This window comes from Agrobacterium salinitolerans, assembly GCF_002008225.1.
Taxonomy (GTDB): Bacteria; Pseudomonadota; Alphaproteobacteria; order Rhizobiales; family Rhizobiaceae; genus Agrobacterium; species Agrobacterium salinitolerans.
This window is the reverse complement of sequence record NZ_MRDH01000027.1, coordinates 130731-148257: the sequence shown is the minus strand read 5'-3', so window position 1 is coordinate 148257 and position 17527 is coordinate 130731. Positions and strand designations below refer to the sequence as shown.

General features: G+C 57.5%; 13 protein-coding genes and 2 tRNA genes. 9 read left to right on the top strand and 6 right to left on the bottom strand.

The window, feature by feature from the left end:
- Nucleotides 1–208 precede the first annotated feature (208 nt).
- From BS627_RS19045 to BS627_RS19030, 3 genes are all read left to right on the top strand, one after another.
- Nucleotides 209–1459: an adenylate/guanylate cyclase domain-containing protein gene (locus BS627_RS19045; protein ID WP_077984849.1), complete on the top strand. Its 1251-nt coding sequence runs from the start codon at nt 209–211 to the stop codon at nt 1457–1459.
- A gap of 213 nt (nt 1460–1672) precedes the next feature.
- Complete coding sequence (gene iolG, locus BS627_RS19035) at nt 1673–2665, top strand: inositol 2-dehydrogenase (RefSeq protein WP_077984746.1); 993 nt, start codon at nt 1673–1675, stop codon at nt 2663–2665.
- A 372-nt stretch (nt 2666–3037) separates the two neighbouring features.
- Entirely contained in the window at nt 3038–3922 is an 885-nt protein-coding gene (locus BS627_RS19030; protein WP_077984745.1) for a DMT family transporter, read from the top strand.
- Nucleotides 3923–3942: 20 nt separating this feature from the next.
- Here BS627_RS19030 and BS627_RS19025 read toward each other — a convergent pair whose 3' ends face one another.
- Together BS627_RS19025 and rocF are read right to left on the bottom strand one after the other, a co-directional pair.
- A complete protein-coding gene (locus BS627_RS19025) occupies nt 3943–4998 on the bottom strand; it encodes an ornithine cyclodeaminase (protein ID WP_077984848.1) in 1056 nt (351 codons plus the stop codon).
- Nucleotides 4999–5011: 13 nt separating this feature from the next.
- Nucleotides 5012–5932, bottom strand: a complete 921-nt coding sequence (gene rocF, locus BS627_RS19020) for an arginase (protein WP_077984744.1) — start codon at nt 5930–5932, stop codon at nt 5012–5014.
- 129 nt (nt 5933–6061) lie between these two features.
- Between rocF and BS627_RS19015 the strand changes: the two genes are divergently transcribed.
- Nucleotides 6062–6499 (top strand): Lrp/AsnC family transcriptional regulator, encoded by a 438-nt coding sequence (locus BS627_RS19015; RefSeq protein ID WP_077984743.1) that lies wholly within the window; start codon nt 6062–6064, stop codon nt 6497–6499.
- Between the two features lie 121 nt (nt 6500–6620).
- Nucleotides 6621–6694, top strand: a tRNA-Gln gene (locus BS627_RS19010).
- A gap of 612 nt (nt 6695–7306) precedes the next feature.
- Here the strand turns inward: BS627_RS19010 and BS627_RS19005 are convergent.
- The 4 genes from BS627_RS19005 to BS627_RS18990 all read right to left on the bottom strand — a co-directional run bounded on the left by BS627_RS19005 (nt 7307) and on the right by BS627_RS18990 (nt 9917).
- A complete protein-coding gene (locus tag BS627_RS19005; protein ID WP_077984742.1) occupies nt 7307–7822 on the bottom strand; it encodes a hypothetical protein in 516 nt (171 codons plus the stop codon).
- Nucleotides 7823–7912: 90 nt separating this feature from the next.
- Nucleotides 7913–8001: transfer RNA gene (locus BS627_RS19000), tRNA-Ser, on the bottom strand.
- 132 nt (nt 8002–8133) lie between these two features.
- On the bottom strand, nt 8134–8976 hold the full coding sequence (locus tag BS627_RS18995) for a hypothetical protein (protein WP_077984741.1): 843 nt from the start codon (nt 8974–8976) through the stop codon (nt 8134–8136).
- Nucleotides 8973–9917, bottom strand: a complete 945-nt coding sequence (locus BS627_RS18990) for a DUF4357 domain-containing protein (protein ID WP_077984740.1) — start codon at nt 9915–9917, stop codon at nt 8973–8975. Before BS627_RS18990 ends, BS627_RS18995 begins: the two co-directional genes overlap by 4 nt.
- A 94-nt stretch (nt 9918–10011) precedes the next feature.
- Between BS627_RS18990 and BS627_RS18985 the strand changes: the two genes are divergently transcribed.
- From BS627_RS18985 to BS627_RS18970, 4 genes are read left to right on the top strand one after another with little or no spacing between them, the layout of a single operon-like run.
- Nucleotides 10012–12798, top strand: a complete 2787-nt coding sequence (locus tag BS627_RS18985; protein ID WP_245307187.1) for a type I restriction endonuclease subunit R — start codon at nt 10012–10014, stop codon at nt 12796–12798.
- Nucleotides 12798–14330, top strand: a complete 1533-nt coding sequence (locus BS627_RS18980; RefSeq protein ID WP_077984738.1) for a restriction endonuclease subunit S — start codon at nt 12798–12800, stop codon at nt 14328–14330. Before BS627_RS18985 ends, BS627_RS18980 begins: the two co-directional genes overlap by 1 nt.
- The gene (locus BS627_RS18975; RefSeq protein ID WP_077984737.1) at nt 14330–16033 is read left to right on the top strand and encodes a DUF262 domain-containing protein; all 1704 of its coding nucleotides are present in this window, start codon (nt 14330–14332) and stop codon (nt 16031–16033) included. Before BS627_RS18980 ends, BS627_RS18975 begins: the two co-directional genes overlap by 1 nt.
- Nucleotides 16030–17484, top strand: coding sequence for a type I restriction-modification system subunit M (locus tag BS627_RS18970; RefSeq protein WP_077984736.1), 1455 nt, complete (start codon nt 16030–16032; stop codon nt 17482–17484). Before BS627_RS18975 ends, BS627_RS18970 begins: the two co-directional genes overlap by 4 nt.
- The last annotated feature ends 43 nt before the right edge of the window (nt 17485–17527 follow it).

The window sequence follows — 17527 nt, the reverse complement described above, 5'->3', positions numbered from 1 at the left end:
TCTCAGCGCCGCCGGGGACGATGTTCCCGGGAACATCCGGGCGGCGCGCGTGGCCTGATTAAGCCAATCCCTTCCGGAACATTTTCCGCGCTCCTCTCTTAACATTTTCGTTATCCGGCACCACATGGGGTTCGCGAGCGACCATGTTTCGCCTTTGCGACATGTGCCCCGCTTGCGCGAGAGCAGCAACAACCTCCGGAATCCTGCCATGACACTAAGTCTCGACACCGAAGAACGGGTTTCTTCAGCACTGGATGAATTGTGGCCGGCGGAGAAGACGGAAATTCTTGACTGGCTGATCACGGGCACCAAGGACGAACGCTTTATCGACGACATATTCGTCGAACTCTGCAACAGGCTTCGGGAGAGCGGAGTTTCCGTGGCGCGGGGCGTGCTCGCTTTCCGCATTCGCCATCCGCAATGGCTTGGCGCGCGCATTCTGTGGAAAGCCGGCCTGTCCTCCGCCGAGATCGCCACCTATGGCTACGGATCTGAAAATACGCCTGAATATCTCAATAGCCCCATCAACGACATTCATCAGGGCGCCACCGAAGTCCGCCACCGGCTGAACGGAGAAGACATCGATGAGCCCGGCTATACGATCTACGAAGACCTGCGGGCCGAGGGGCTGACGGATTATTGCGCCTGGCCGATCGAGCATACCTTCGGCAAGCGCCATGTCGCCACATTCTCCAGCGACCGGCCCGGCGGTTTTTCCGACAGCGAAATCCTCGCCCTGAAAAACCTGCTTCCGGCACTGGCGCTCGTCAGCGAAATACGCCTGAAGAACCGCATGACGCGCACCCTTCTGGAGACCTATGTGGGGCCGCATGCGGGCGAAAAAATTCTCAACGGCGCAACGACACGCGGCAGCGGTATGACGGTGGGTGCGGCGATCCTGATCTGCGACCTGCGCAATTTCACCCATATTTCCGACCTTTGGCCGCGCGACGATGTCATCGAGCTTCTGAACGGTTATTTCGACGCCATGTGCGATCCCATCGAGGAATTCGGTGGCGAAATCCTGAAATTCATGGGCGACGGGCTGCTGGCGATTTTCCCGCTCAGCGACCCGCAGGCCTGCGAAAACCTGCTGAAAGCCATTGCCAGCGCGCAGAAGAGCCTCGTTGCGCTGAATGAAATCAATCGCCGCAAGGGACACGATCCTCTCGGCTACGGCATCGGCGTGCATGTCGGCGATGTCATGTATGGCAATATCGGCTCGAAAACCCGCCTCGATTTCACCGTCATCGGCCCTGCCGTCAATATCGCGTCACGGCTGGAAACGCTGACCAAGGAGACCGGGCGCAATGTGCTTTTCTCAGAAGAATTCGTGCGCACCGCCGGATATCAGGGAAAGCTGGAAAATCTCGGCCCATGGCTGCTGCGCGGCCTCGAAACCCCCGTTGAGGTATACGCCCTGCCCCATAATACGGCCCTGACAGCTTCGGCTGATTGATTGTTGCGCGGGGCTTTTCTCGACACCAGCCATCCGCGCCGCACCATCTTCCTGAAGGCGTGATTTCGGCCCCCTGGATCATCGTCAAAACGCTTGACACATCTGCGATGTCGAACTAGCAAAATAGAACATATATTCCATATCGAAACATTGCTTGTATTCATATTCTGTCCTTCCGGGAGTGAGGGATGGGTGTGAGAAACCGGAGGAAAGATGGTTACGAAATTGGCGCTGCTCGGCGCTGGACGGATCGGCAAGGTCCACGCCAAGGCGATCACCACCGACAGCCGTGCGCAGCTGGCGGCCGTTGTCGACGCCATGGCCGGCGCTGCGGAAGCAATCGCCCGCGAAGCGCAGTGCAAGGTCAGCACGATCGATGAGGTTCTGGCCGACAAGACGATCGACGCCGTCATCATCTGCACGCCGACCAACACCCATGCCGACCTGATCGAGCGTTTCGCCCGCGCCGGCAAGGCGATCTTCTGCGAAAAGCCCGTCGATCTCGATGTCGCCCGCGCGGAAGCCTGCGCCAAGGTGGTCGAGGAAACCGGTGCGAAGGTGATGCTCGGTTTCAACCGCCGTTTCGACCCGCATTTCCAGGCCGTCCACAAGGCAATCGACGATGGCCGCATCGGCAAGGTGGAAATGGTCACCATCACCAGCCGCGACCCCGGCCCGCCGCCGGCCGACTATATCAAGGTCTCCGGTGGCATTTTCCGCGACATGACCATTCATGATTTTGACATGGCCCGCTTCCTGCTCGGCGAGGAAGTGGAAACCGTGTTCGCCACCGGTTCCGTTCTCGTCAATCCGCAGATCGGTGCGCTGGGTGACTTTGACAGCGCCAGCATCATCCTGACCACGAAAAGCGGCAGGCAGGCGATCATTTCGAATTCCCGCCGCGCCACCTATGGTTATGATCAGCGCATCGAAGTGCACGGCTCGGAAGGCTCGGCGGCTGCCGAAAACCAGCGCCCGGTTTCCATCGAAATCGCCAATGCGGAAGGTTACACCCGCCCGCCGCTGCATGATTTCTTCATGACGCGCTATACGGCGGCCTATGCTGCGGAAATCACCGCCTTTATCGACAGCATCGAAAACAATGTCGCACCGTCGCCCTCCATCAAGGACGGTCTGATCGCGCTGAAACTGGCCGACGCCGCGCTGAAATCCGCGGCCTCGAAGTCGGCCGTGACGATCGGCTGAAGGCCTTAAGCGCGACGCCGTCATGTGGGCATGAACCCCACCAGACATGTTGCCGTCATCCTCGGCCTTGTGCCGAGGATCTAAACACGTCGAATACAACCAGCAAGTCGCAGATCCTCGGGACAGGCCCGAGGATGACGTCGATGCAATTGGCATGAATTAAAGACTTGCGCCTTTTCGAGAAATCTAAACCAGACAGTAGCGCAGGCTAAGCCGGCAATCCGCCTGCCAAAAACGCAGCTTCCACACTTGCATGGCAGCTATTCGGAAAATAAGGTTGTCTGACAAGGTGCCGTCATAACATATGGCCGACACCCACCTCATTCATCCCGAATACTCTTTTGCCGACGGCAGTCGGATAGCGGTTTTCTTATGCCATCACCCAGAACCGGCTTTCTTTATGCGCTTGTCGCCTTCACGATCTTTGCGGCGCAAGATGGCATATCGAAACATCTGGGCAGCGCCTATCCGCCGGTTTTTATCGCCATGCTGCGATATTGGGCCTTTGCCGTTTTTGTTCTGCTGATGGCTGCAAAATCCGCCGGCGGCATCAGGGGCGCCGTCATGGCCAACCGCCCTTGGCTGCAGATCGGCCGTGGCGTGCTTCTTGCCGTACAGATCGTTTTTTCCATCTTCTCCTTCGCCGTCGTCGGGCTGGCGCACAGCCATTCCATCCTCGCCTCCGCGCCGCTGATCGTTGCGGCGCTGTCCATGCCTTTGCTGAGAGAACATGTGGGCTGGCGGCGCTGGAGCGCCATTTTTGTCGGCTTCATCGGCGTTCTCGTCATTCTCAAGCCAGATGGCGAAGGCTTCGACAACAAGCTGATGATCACCTTCGTGGCCGCCTTCATGCTGGCGCTCTACAGTGTCCTGACCCGCCTTGGCAGCAAGAGCGATTCAGCGATGACCAGCTTCTTCTACACCGGCGTGGCCGGCGCGGCGGCCCTGACGCTGGTCGGCCCGTTTTATTGGGTCAACCTCGCTCCGCAGGATTGGGGCTGGATGCTGGCGCTTTGCATTACCGGCATGAGCGGCCATTATTGCCTGATAAAGGCGTTCGAACTGGCGGATGCGGCCTCCGTGCAGCCCTTTTCCTATTACCAGCTGGTGCTCGTCTCCATCATCGGCGTCACCGTCTATGGGGAAGTGGTGACGCCCAACATGGTCATCGGTGCGGCGATTGTTATCGCCGCCGGCCTCTTCACCATCTGGCGGGAGCATGTGGTTGCCCGCAGGAACCGCCGGGAAACGAAATAGACGGCCAGCGCTGGAAATCCCTAGACGAGGGCCGCCTCACACCGCAACAGCATCCCAAACAGGTCACGTGGTTCATCCGGGTCGGCCAGCAGATCGAGCTCGGTATAAAGCCCGGTGGATGGCAGCTTTGAGCGCACGTAACGCAGCGCCGAAAAATCTTCCGTCGCGAAGCCGACGCTGTCGAACAGCGTGATCTGCCGGTCGCTTGCCCGCCCCTGCTTTTCACCCGATATGACCTGCCAAAGCTCGGTGACGGGATAATCCGCCGGCAATTGCTGGATTTCACCTTCAATGCGTGTCTGCGGCGGATATTCCACAAAAATATCCGATCGCAGCAGAATGTCCCGGTGCAGTTCCGTCTTGCCGGGGCAATCGCCGCCCACGGCGTTGATGTGAATGCCGGGCCCGACCATGTTGTCGGTCAGGATCGTCGCATATTGCTTGTCGGCGGTGACTGTCGTGATGATATCCGCCCCTTCGACCGCTTCCTGCGAGCTTTCACAAATCTTGATGGCAAAACCCTGCCCGGCGAGATTGCGGGCGCATTTTTCGCTGGCGGAAGGGTCGATATCGAATAGCCGCAGCGTGTCTATGCCGAGGATAGCCTTGAAGGCGCGCGCCTGGAATTCGCTCTGTGCGCCATTGCCGATGATGGCCATGGAGCGGGAGTTCTTGCGGGCGAGATATTTTGCGGCAACAGCGGAGGTGGCGGCGGTTCGCAGCGCCGTCAGGATGGTCATCTCGGTCAGCAGCAGCGGATAACCATTGCCGACATCGGAAAGCACGCCGAAAGCCGTCACCGTCTGGCGGCCTTCCTTCATGTTCTTCGGATGGCCGTTGACATATTTGAAGCCGTAAAGCGTGCCATCGCTGGTCGGCATCAGTTCAATGACACCTTCCTTCGAATGCGAGGCAATGCGCGGCGTCTTGTCGAAGCTTTCCCAGCGGCGGAAATCCTCTTCCACCACCCCGGCAAGCTCGCGCAGAAACGTATCGATGCCCACGCGCAGCACAAGTTTCATCATGTGATCGACGCTGACGAAGGGGACGATATTGAGGTTCGGTATCACGGTCATCATATCACCCCTTTCAGCCGGCCCGCGTCGGGCGGTCCATGACCCGCTTGCCCAGCAGGCTGGCGGCGAGATCCACCATCAGCGTCGCGGTTCTGCCGCGCTCGTCGAGAAACGGGTTGAGTTCCACGAGATCGAGACTGCAGACCAGCCCGCTATCATGCAGCATTTCCATCACGAGATGCGCCTCACGGAACGTCGCGCCGCCCGGAACCGTGGTGCCGACGGCGGGCGCGATGGAGGGCTCGAGAAAATCGACATCCAGACTGACATGCAAAAGCCCGTTCGCCGCCTGAACCCGAGCGAGGAATTCGCGCAGCAGGACGGCAACACCGTGCTCGTCAATCGAGCGCATGTCGTGAACGGTGATGCCGCTCTTTTCCAGTGCGGCCCTTTCGGCCGGATCAACGCTGCGGATGCCGATCATGCCGATATTTTCCTCAGGCACCGCATGGGAAAGCGGCGGGAAATAACCGTCAAAACCCTTTCGCCCGCTGAAATAGGCAACCGGCGTACCGTGCAGATTACCGCTGCGCGTCGTCTCCAGCGTGTGATAATCGGTATGGGCGTCGAGCCAGAGCACAAAAAACGGACGGCCCTTTTCAGCCACCCGGCGCGCCATGCCGGCGACCGTCCCTGCGGAAATCGCATGGTCGCCGCCGAGAAAGATCGGTACGGCATCCGCGCTCTCACGATAGGCAGCCTCCGTCAGCGCCTCGGTCCAGGCCACGGTTTCAGGCAGATGATGCACGGCGGGATTGGGATGGTTAAATTCGCGGAAGGTCGCCGGCGTCACATTGCCGGTATCGACAACGCGATGCCCCAGTTCTTCGAGAGCATAGGCAAGCCCCGCAACGCGATAGGCGCTCGGCCCCATTTCGCATCCCAGTTGCCCGGCCCCGATCTGCAACGGCGCACCAACAAGCCTGATTTCCATTCCCGTCCTCACTTTCCTGCCAACAAGCCCAAGTTCACCACAGCGATCCGGCGAAATGAACATCAAATATTGGCAATATTATCGAAATAAACTATCGATGTGGTAAAATTGATTTACCGAATTGGTCATATGGACAATCTCGACGAGCGGCTCATAACCCTTCTGCGCCACAATGGCAGGCGCAGCATTTCCGATCTCGCAATCGAGACGGGAACCTCGCGCGCGACGGTGCGCTCGCGCATCGAAAGAATGGAAAACGACGGCACGATCATCGGCTATACCGTCATCCTGCGTGCCGACGCCGTGGAGGCTGCAATCCGCGGCATCATGATGATCGAAATTGAAGGCCATGTGACGGACCGCGTCATCCGCACACTCGGCGGTTTTCCGGAAATCTCCGAAATTCACAGCACCAACGGCCGCTGGGATCTTATCGTGGAACTCAACGCCGCCACGCTCAGCGATTTCGACGCGGTACTGCGCCGCATCCGCTTGGTGCCCGGCATTACCGGCAGTGAGACCAGCCTCTTGCTCTCCACCCCGCGTTCCACCCGCGCACGGCTCTGAGCCACGGGCAAACGCAAAACAGGGATAAAACGCATTTTTCGATTTTTTCGACTTGCGCCCCGGAATAAATCATCTATATGACGACCCACCAAAGCGAACGCGCCACGCGCTTTAAGGCTTTTGGGGAATAGTTCAATGGTAGAACAGCGGACTCTGACTCCGTCGATCTTGGTTCGAATCCAGGTTCCCCAGCCAATTCTCCCTAAAAGCCCTAAATTCCTTGATTTTCCAGTCGTGCCGGATAGTGTTTTGGCATCATTGGCGACCTGATGCCCAAAGGTGATGCCCACGCCGTTCAAGCGCGAGGGACAAAGCAGGGCATTCGTCATGGCCGTGCGCCACGAAGTCGAGAATCTGATCCGCCGCGGAAACATCTTCTATTGGCGGCCACGCGTCCCGGCCGCCCTCATCAACGGCGGTCCCGGTACGTGTCAACTGGGTGGTCGCCAATCAGTTCGATGAACAGCGCGAGGCGACTCTGTGCTGTCGAAAGATCGCGTTCAATGTTAGCTCCGCCTCCGAGGCGTCGCGCGGCTATATATGTCGGGATCACATCGGTCAGTGTCGGCTGAGGCGACTTCGGACGCTTAACCGTTCGTCGATCCAGCTCGAAGGCCGGAATGAGCCTCCCATGAGCATCGCGACGGGTGCCGTCGTCATCCGGCAGGGGCTGAGGAGGTGCGTGTCCTTTATCCGTCTCCCGTTGCGGCAACGACGATGCCGTAGACGGGGGAATGGTCGGGACCTGTTTCGACACAGCGTCCGAGACCGCGGACGACGCCGAGAGTTTTGCGAGGGCGGACTGCTTCAGAATCTCTGAATGGCCGACAACAAGTTCGTTGAACGGCTCGCCGCGGGCCTGCTACTCCAGTCCCCTATTGAGGCTGACGAGGTCGCGGACGCCTGCAGTTCGCCAATAGGGATCGGCGCGTCCGAGCGGTCGATCATCCGGAGATAGGCCTTCAGCGCGCCTTTCATCTCGATGACGGCTTCAAGAGCCCGCATCTCGCCGTCGTCGTCATCTTGCATGCCTTTGCCGTGCCTCATCTCATCGAACATCAACCTGGCCTTCGCCGCCAGAAGGTCGGCTAACAGCCTGGCGCGCCTGTGGGAGCAGGCACCGAGGCTGAGCCGCAACGGAGGAATAGCACATGTGCCGCCGCTCGTCTTTGGCAGCTTGATCTGGAAGATGTAGACGGAGCCTGATTTGGCAAGATAGGGACCGGGTCCCCTGCCTTTGGGCTTTGCAGACGGCGTCTGATTCGACGCTTCGGGCGATACCCCGACGTGTACCGGAAGGTGTACCGGGCGCGATACCTGCATGATTTTCACTCCTCAAGAGCCGCTGGCGAGCAGAGGTTTTACGAGGAAATCCAAGGATTTGCAGGTAACTGGCGGAGAGTGATTACAACTTGGCGGAGAGGGTGGGATTCGAACCCACGATACCCTTGCAGGTATGCCGCATTTCGAGTGCGGTGCATTCGACCACTCGCCACCTCTCCGCATGCGCAAGCTCTGTGAGTTGACGCGGGCTGTCTCGTAGCGATGAACGCAGGGGCTGCGGAGTTGTTACGCCGCCGGAGAGGGAGTGGCCGCAATGTGCCGCCACATCGCCTCCAACGCGCACCATGATTCTAGCCGCCCAGGGGCCAACTCTTCCGGGTCCGAAGAAAGCTGTCGTCTACGAGAAAGGTATAGAAAAATTCCCAGGTCCCGAAAAACGCATCGTGCCCCTCTTTGTAGACCGCTTTATAGGCCACCTCTTTGTAAATAGCCGAGAGCCAGCGGATGAGTGTCAGAGTGTAGTAGCGCGCCCATTTCTGAACGATTGCTGTTTGTCCCGTCCTGCGTGATGCTGTTTCCACGTCCGTCATCAACTCTCGTGTCTCACTCGTATGATGCACTAACGTGACGTCGCCGATTAGCTGATCAATCAACCGAGCATTTGATTCCACACGAGCTTGGGCTTTCGTTCCCCGGTAATGCTGGTCAAGTATCGGCTCCGCGACCTCTGTCCACCACTTGCTAATCGGCTCGTGAGACGTCAGATTGGGGTCGCCCAGAGCCTCAAAATTTGCATATCTCCCCCTTCGGGCATCAGCAAATGCATCAAGATTGGAAACAATCGCCGATACAGTCGCGCTGCTGGGACGGCGGTGAGCGGGGCTAAGCGATTGGCCTGCAGCTACAGAATTTACCTTGTTGATCAGTTGCTCCAACTGATGTCCGTATTGTCGAACAACGCTTTGTGGCGGCATCTGGCCACCATTTTGTATTGCGTGATCGACCACCAGTGTGAGCTTGCACAGCCGTTCAAGACCGACCGACAGGGCAAAGAATGCCGTGTAATACTCTCCCTTCTTGTCAGCATAATTTGCTCGGCCAAGCGAGGTCGCACCAGATCCCAACAAATGGCGAACCAACTGGGCTTCTTGCCTAACAAAATGCCACTCCGGAATATCCCACGGGTTAGTCACGATTCAGCCTCACTACCTCCGCCGCCGCTTCTATCAACCCCAAGGACCGCACCGAGGGTCATGTCATCGCCTTCCCTTAGCCAGTCATTGTAGCCAGTGGAACTCCGGCCTTTGACAAGCGCAGAAGCTGGCGACGGCTTCGAGAAATTGATGTCTTTCATAAGCTCAAGGTAATCGCCTCGCGAGATCAGGCTTCCCTCTTTGATCATGTCCTCTCGGAGCTTTCGCACATTGGCCGGTAGACTGTCGGTAGCCTTCTCGCTGATCTTGGAACCGGCGAGGAGGATATAGGCCCCGTTAGAATACTTGAGACGAGCGAGATCGCCCGGACGCTTAGACAACGTTGTGTAGAGGTCCAGTGACAGCGTGAGCGGCTCTGGCACTGCCGGATCGGTTTGTGGCGCTGGAGAAACCGAAGTTCGCTCCTGCACAGAGAAAAGATCATAACCCAGCGCTTCCAACACGTAGATCATATTGCCTAGATAGGTCTGCATTGTCGCGATATCAGCGCGAGGCAGATTCGAGCTTGTGGGTTTGTTTACGTTGGCGACCAGCACTTTTCCGCTGTTACCCCTAAGAATGGACCACAGTTTCTCCTCAAGCCATTTGACGTGTGCCCGCGTCAGGTTGTCGTCCTTGCTCGTGAAGATCAGAAATGTGTCGAATTCGATGGGGAATTTGCCGGTCGTGTAGCGCTGCGAGAAATCGTCGCTTTCGCCGACATAGATCTCGGGAAGGTCATCGTCCGCACCACTCTTGATCAAAAGGTAGACGCACGATCGTGCCAAAACTTCCGCTTCAAGCGCCTTCTTGAAGAACTCCGGCTGCCCGGTGATCGCAACACCAGTCCAGTTGTCGAGCTCAACGGTCCGAAGGCTGCGAGGATCCTGCCCCGTAATAAAGATCTTTACTACCCGACCGACGGTTTCCCGGTAGCTCATGAACTGCGGCGCTCCCTTTACCTATGATTGAATCCTAGTAACATGAAATATCGACCAAAAGTCAAAGCCCAGCCTGAAACTTCTCCTCCTGGGCGTGCAATTCGACTTCCCTATTCCATTCGCTGTTCATAATATCACGAGCATGAACGAAACGGCTTTTCATCCTGAGGATCGCGCCCGGTCGCTTATTGACCGGCAACTGATGGCGTGTGGCTGGACCGTTCAATCGAGATCGGACATGAATCTGGGCGCCGGCGTGGGCGTCGCCGTCCGCGAGTTTCAAACAGCCTCGGGTCCCGTTGACTATGCTCTCTTCGTAGGGCGTCGGTTGTGCGGTGTCGTCGAAGCGAAAGCAGAGGGCACAACCCTTTCAGGCTTCTCGGATCAAGCTGAGCGCTACATTCACGACATGCCGGGTCATCTCATTCGAGAAGATGGCCAAGTGCGCTTTGAGTATGTCGCCTCCGGAAGCGAGACCCTATTCCGCGACCATGCGGATCCTCAACCAACGTCACGCCGCGTCTTTGCCTTTCATCGACCCGAGACCATGGAGCTATGGCTGCGCGAACCGCAGACACTGCGAGCGCGATTGCACCACATGCCACCTCTCATCGAGGATGGATTACGAGACTGCCAGGTCGACGCTGTTACCAATATCGAGCAGTCGCTTGCCGAGAACCGGCCGCGTGCCTTGGTCCAGATGGCGACGGGTGCCGGCAAGACCTTTACGGCAGCCACACTCAGCCATCGTCTGCTGGCCCATGCCGGATTCAAGCGCATTCTGTTTCTCGCCGATCGGGCAAACCTCGTTCGCCAGACGCGGGATGAGTATCTCGCCTATCGTCCACCCGGCACCGGACGCTCGTTTTCTGAGATTTACAACGTTCAGAAGCTCGGCAGCGCCGGGATCGACAAGGATGCTCAGATCGTCGTGTCCACGATCCAGCGCGTCTATTCGGTGCTCACCGGCAAGGAGCTGGCGGAAGACGACGAAGAGGCCTCGGCCTTCGAGGGCATCGCAGGCGGCCAGGAGCGGTTCGTCAGCTATAATTCCTCTATTCCGATCGAGAGCTTCGACCTCGTCATCACCGACGAATGCCATAGATCGATCTACGGAACCTGGCGGCAGGTCCTAGACTACTTCGACGCCTTCATCGTGGGACTGACCGCAACGCCCTCGCTGCACACACTGGGCTTTTTCGGGCGCAATCTCGTCGCGCAATATCCTTACGAGCGGTCAGTGGTCGATGGTGTCAATGTCGGCTTCGAGATCTACCGTATCAGAACTGAGATCGGCGAACGCGGATCGACCGTAAGGGCCGGCTATGATCTCCCGGTTCGAGACAAGCGCACCCGTGCGGAGCGCTATGAGACACTCAACGAGGACTTTGCCTATACCGCTGACCAGCTTGACCGGACGGTGGTCGTCCCGAACCAGATTCGCACGGTGCTCGAAACCTATCGAGACTCCCTCTTCACCGAGCTGTTTCCGGGCCGGACTGAAGTGCCAAAGACCTTGATCTTCGCCAAGGATGATCATCACGCAGAGGAGATAGTTACAATCGTCCGCGACGTGTTCGGCAAGGGCAACGACTTCGCCAAGAAGATCACCTACAAGGTCGACGGCGCCGATCCGGAACAGCTCATTCGCGCCTTCCGCAACGACTACAATCCCCGCATTGCCGTCACCGTGGACATGATTGCGACGGGCACTGACGTGAAGCCGCTGGAGGCCCTGATATTCCTGCGCGACGTGAAATCAGAGCTCTATTTCGAACAGATGAAGGGGCGCGGCGCGCGCACCATCACACCGGAAAAGCTGCGGGAGGTGACGCCAGACGCAGACGCCAAGACACGCTTTGTCCTGGTCGACGCAGTCGGCGTTTCCGAAAGCCTCAAGAGCATTTCGCAGCCGTTGGAGCGGAATCGCGCCATCTCCTTCGACAAGCTGATCGATGAGATCGCCGCTGGTCGCAGGGATGACGATGCTTTCGCAACCTTGGCTGCACGCCTCTCAGCGCTCGACCGCCGCATCAGTGACAAGGACCGCGCCGCCGTAGCAAAGGCGACGGGTGGGCTGGACCTCAAGGCGATGGCTTCGCAGCTTCTGGATGCAATAGACCCGGATGCCCTAGCAGCCCATGTGCCCAAATCGGCACCGGAGCCGGAACAGCAGCGCGCCAAAGATGCCGTAAAAGAACAGGCGGCAATGCTCTTTGACGATCCCAAGCTGCGCACGCTGTTGAAGGACGTGAAAGCAGCCGCTGATATCCGTATTGATACGATCTCGGTCGACGCCGTCGTTTCCTCCGGCTGGGATGAGGCCAAGGCGGGCGACACGGTCAACCGCTTCAAAACTTTCCTCGAGGAAAAGCAGGATGAGCTTGTCGCTCTCCAGATCCTTTATCACCGCCCCTATGCGCAAAAGCGCCTGACCTATGAGGCGGTTGATGAGTTGCGCGAGGCTCTCAAGCGACCACCATGGTTGCTGGAGCCAGTCGATATCTGGCGCGCCTACAAGCGGATTGCGTCGGAGAAGGTGCGTGGCAACCCCGCAGGCACGCTGGCAGATATCGTCATGCTGGTTCGTTATGCTATTGGAGAGACCGAATCGCTGGAGCCGTTGTCGTCTCTGGTCGCCGGCCGGTTCAATCTCTGGCTCGGTCGCGAAGAAAAAGCGGGGCGAACCTATAACCACGAGCAACGCGCCTGGCTTCTGGCGATCCGTGATCATTTGGCGGTCAATATCGAAATTCGCCCGGAAGACATCATGGACGCGCCGGAATTTTCTGGCCGCGGGGGCATGATCAAAGCGCGCGGCCTGTTCGGACAACGGCTGCCGGCGCTCCTGGATGAATTGACGGAAGTTTTGGTGGCGTAATGGATATGAGAGTGACGGCAGAGGCGAGCGGGTCGGAGGGTCAGCCTTGGACGCTGCCGGAGGGGTGGTGTTGGGCCGTTTTGGGCGACCTTGCCAACCTAATACGGGGAGTTAGTTACAAAAAGGAGCAGTCGACCTCAGAGTATACCCGTGAGAAAATTCCACTTCTCCGTGGAAACAACATTCAATCTGGCTATATCGATAACACTGAATTGATATACGTTAATTCAGACTGCGTATCCCCACCCCAAATACTAGATGAATCTGACATCATATTAACCATGTCCAGTGGGAGCATCTCGTTGATTGGGAAAAGTGCTTATTTTACCTCTCCTTCCGAAAAGGTTACATTTGGTGCATTTTGCGGATGCCTGAGATCAAAAGATATTATATTTGCGCGCTGGATTTATCATTACCTTCAAACGTCCTACTACAGAAAAAAAATATCTACCGCCGCAAAGGGAACCAGCCTCAACAATCTGAAGCGCGATCATCTGCTTTCGCTGCCTATTCCGTTTTGCACGCCGGAAAATATTCAGCAAATTTGTCACAAAGTCGATCGCCTGATGGCAGAGGTGGAAAACGGCGAAGCAGCCCTTGAGGAGGCACGAAAGGGGCTGGAGACTTTTCGTCGAGCCCTGCTGAAAAGCGCCGTCACCGGAGAGCTTACCCGCGACTGGCGGGAGAACAATCAGCCCAATGAGACCGGTCACGATCTTCTTGCCCGCATCAAAGCCGAGCGTGACGCGACCCCGAAGTCGGGACGCGGCAAAAAGGCTGCGGCAAGCCCGCCGCTCGACGCATCGGACTTGCCGGAACTACCGGAGGGCTGGGCGTGGGCTAGATTAGGGCAGTTGCTCTCGCATCTGACTAGCGGTTCGCGCGACTGGGCCGAATACTATGACAAAGGTTCTAAAGTATTCGTGATGGCTCAAAATGTCCGTCCAGGCCGTTTTAACCACGCTTATACGAAGCACGTTGATCCTCCGGACCACCTTAAGGACGTTAAGCGAAGTAGGATACAAAGAGACGACCTCCTAATCACGATCGTAGGTGCCAACACAGGCGATGTCTGTCGGGTCAATTTCGAAGCGACAGACTTTTTCGTGTGTCAGAGTGTGGCCTTGATGCGTCCAGCATTGGCGGAGCTCTCACAATACCTTGAGATGTATCTAATTGCCCCAGACGGCGGTCGACGAGACATGGAAAAGGTAATCTATGGTGCAGGTAGACCTCACCTGAGCTTTGATCAGATTGAAGCGTTGCTCATACCTATACCGCCCCCTGCTGAAATGCTGGAAATCCTTGGCCGCACTTCTGGGCTGTTGAGCGCATACTCGGACACATTGATGATGCTGGAAGCTGAGACAGCCGACGCCGCCCGGCTCCGCCAAGCCGTCCTGAAAGCAGCATTCGAAGGAAAACTCGTGCCGCAAGACCCGGCAGACGAGCCGGCCTCCGGCTTATTGAGCCGCCTCAAAGCGCAAGAGAGTGCCAATCTCAAGCAGACGAAACGCCGCAAAAAGGTATAATGATGTTGTTCGAACCAATGGAACTGGAGCCGATCAAGGCTGGCCAGGAGCGACTGAGCCGCGTCTTCAGCGACGAGTTCGCATTCTCTATCCCCACCTATCAGCGACCCTACGCTTGGGAACAGGAGCAGACGCAAGCCCTGCTCGATGACATCTTGTCCGCCCTGCAGGACGCGATTGATACCAAGGAGCCGATCACATACTTCCTGGGCAGCATAGTGTTGATCAAGCAGCCTGGATCGCCGGAAGCGAAGGTGGTCGATGGCCAGCAGCGCTTAACGACTTTGACCATTCTCCTGTCGGTCTTGCGCGACCTCTCATCCCACGACGTCAGCATGAAACGACATAGTTACATCTGCGAAGAGGGCGACCCGGACAAGGGGACGAAGAGCCGTTACCGCCTTACACTCCGCAAGCGCGACGATGAGTTCTTCAGGGAAACCATCCAGGTCAGGGGGCAGACGGACAAACTGCCTGAGACCAAAGGGCTGACCGATAGCCGTCTGCGCATCGTTGAGAACGCACACTACCTCCGCAGGCGACTTGAGACGCTCTCTGCTGAACAGCGTGACAGCCTGATGGCATTTCTGCTGCAGCGCTGCTACCTCGTCGTGATCGCGGTATCGAACGTGGACGTCGCCCATAAGGTCTTCACCGTCCTCAACGCACGCGGGCTAGACCTCACCCCAGCAGATATCTTGAAGGCCGATCTCTTGGATCGCGTGCTAGAAGCTGAGGAAAAAGATTATTCCGATACCTGGGAAGCGCTTGAAGAGCAGTTAGGAAGAGAGCGGTTTGCGGAGCTATTCCAACATATCCGCATGATTTACCAGCGCGACAAACCGCGTGAACGCCTCGAAGTCGGCTTTAAACGGTTTGTCACCGACTTCGGCGACTATCGCCACTTCATGAAAAACGTGCTGCAACCGTTCGGCTCTACCTATGCGCTGTTGATGTCGCCGGTCCTTTTCGCTCAGAGGTTCGGAGAACCAGCAACAAAACGGCTTAAGTATCTGACAAAGCTAGACAACAATGACTGGCTGCCGGTCGCGCTCAAGTTCTTCGCCCATAACAAACCGGACCCTGCGGACGCAGGCGACTTCATGCGGCGGCTCGAAACGCTCGCCTATTTTCTCTTTGTTACGAGAGCAGACATCAACGAACGCATTAAGCGCTTCGCACTCGTGTTGACGGATCTGCACGAAGGGGCGTGGCGGGATCGGTCGATCGTCTTGAGCGAGACCGACAAGGCGTTCTTCCGGCGACAACTCGATGGCCCGATTTATCTCGCAACCAGGGTTCGCTTGCCCTTGCTGCTGAGGCTGGATGCTGAGCTGTCGTCCGGCGGCGCTACCTATGATCACAGCATGGTATCGGTCGAACACGTGCTCCCGCAGAACCCTCAGACAGGCAGCAATTGGTTTTGGGACTTTAGTGACGATGCGATCCGAGAACACTGGACGCACCGCCTTGCGAACTTGATGCTCTTGACCATCAGGAAAAACGCACAGGCGAGCAACTGGGACTTCGCCACCAAGAAACAACGCTATTTCATGGAACATGGCGGTGTGTCGCCGTTCGTGATCACGACTCAGGTGCTCGACAAGTCTGAATGGACGCCGAGTATTCTCGAGGAGAGACAGCAATTGCTTCTCAACAAACTCTTTAGCACCTGGGACATTGCCCCGGAGAAAACAGCATGAATTCGCAAACGCTTGTCGCCAAGGTCTGGAATTTCGCAAATGTGCTTCGCGACCAGGGCGTCTCCTATCAAGCTTATATCAGCCAGATATCTTATCTCCTCTTCCTGAAGATGGATGACGAGCGCGTCACGCAGATCGGCGAAGCCTCTATGCTGCCTGAGGGAGCAGCTTGGTCGGACATTCGGGATCTCTCTGGAGAGGCACTGAGTGCCGCCTATGGCAAACTGCTGGAGACCCTGTCGAAACAGGGCGGCATCATCGGTGCGATCTTCCTCAAGGCGCAGAACGAGATCCAAGATCCGGCGAAACTGAAGCGTCTGGTGGGGCTGATTGACAGTGAAACCTGGCTTGGCCTGCCCGTTGACGTCAAAGGCGACATCTATGAAGGCTTGCTTGCTCGCAACGCTGAAGACGTAAAGTCAGGTGCTGGCCAATACTTCACACCGCGCCCTGTCATCGACGCCATGGTGGAAGTTGTAGACCCAAAGCCGCATCAGACCGTGCATGATCCTGCCTGTGGCACCGCCGGCTTTTTGCTCGCGGCCTGGGAGCATATGAAGAAGCACCCAAAGGCGCGCGACCGGGCCGTCTATTCGGCATTGAAGAACAAGTTCTCCGGCGCAGACATCGTGCCCGAAGTCGTTCGGCTTGCTGCGATGAACCTCTATCTGCATGGCATCACTGGCGTGGAGTCGATCGTTGAGGCCAAAGATGCGCTGCTCGGCGCGGGTGGCAAGACCTATGATGTCGTGCTGGCCAACCCGCCCTTCGGCAAGAAGCAGAGCTATCGCGTCATCCGCGACGATGGCGAAATCGACACCGAACGCGAGGATTACGATCGCCAGGATTTCTTCGTCACCACGTCCAACAAGCAGCTGAACTTCTTGCAGCACATCATGACTGTGCTCGCCCCCAACGGCGAGGCCGGCGTTGTGTTGCCCGACAACGTGCTGTTCGAAGGCGGGGCCGGTGAAACCATTCGTCGACGCCTCCTGCAGAATTTCGATTTCCACACGCTGCTGCGCCTGCCGACCGGCATTTTCTACAAGCAGGGTGTGAAGGCCAATGTTCTGTTCTTCGACAAAAAGCCGCCCTCGGAAGACGCCTCGACCAAGGAACTCTGGATCTATGACCTAAGAACCAACAAGCGCTTCACCTTGAAGGAGCGCCCGATGGTTCGCGCGGATCTGGACGACTTCGTGACCAGTTACAAAGGCGGACGGCGTCACGAGCGTGCGGAGAGCGAACGGTTCAAGCGTTACCCGCTCGAAGCCTTGCTGGCGCGCGACAAGGTCAATCTGGATATCTTCTGGCTGAAGGACGACAGCCTAGACGACCCTGCGCTCCTCCCGCCACCGGACGAAGTTGCCGCTGAAGTCGTCGAAAGCCTGGAGCTTGCTCTGGATAAGTTCCGCAACGTGGCGAAGGCGCTCGGAGGACTGAGTGTCTAACTGTCCTGTTGCGGAACCTGTCTGGTTGACTCAGGGGTGCTCA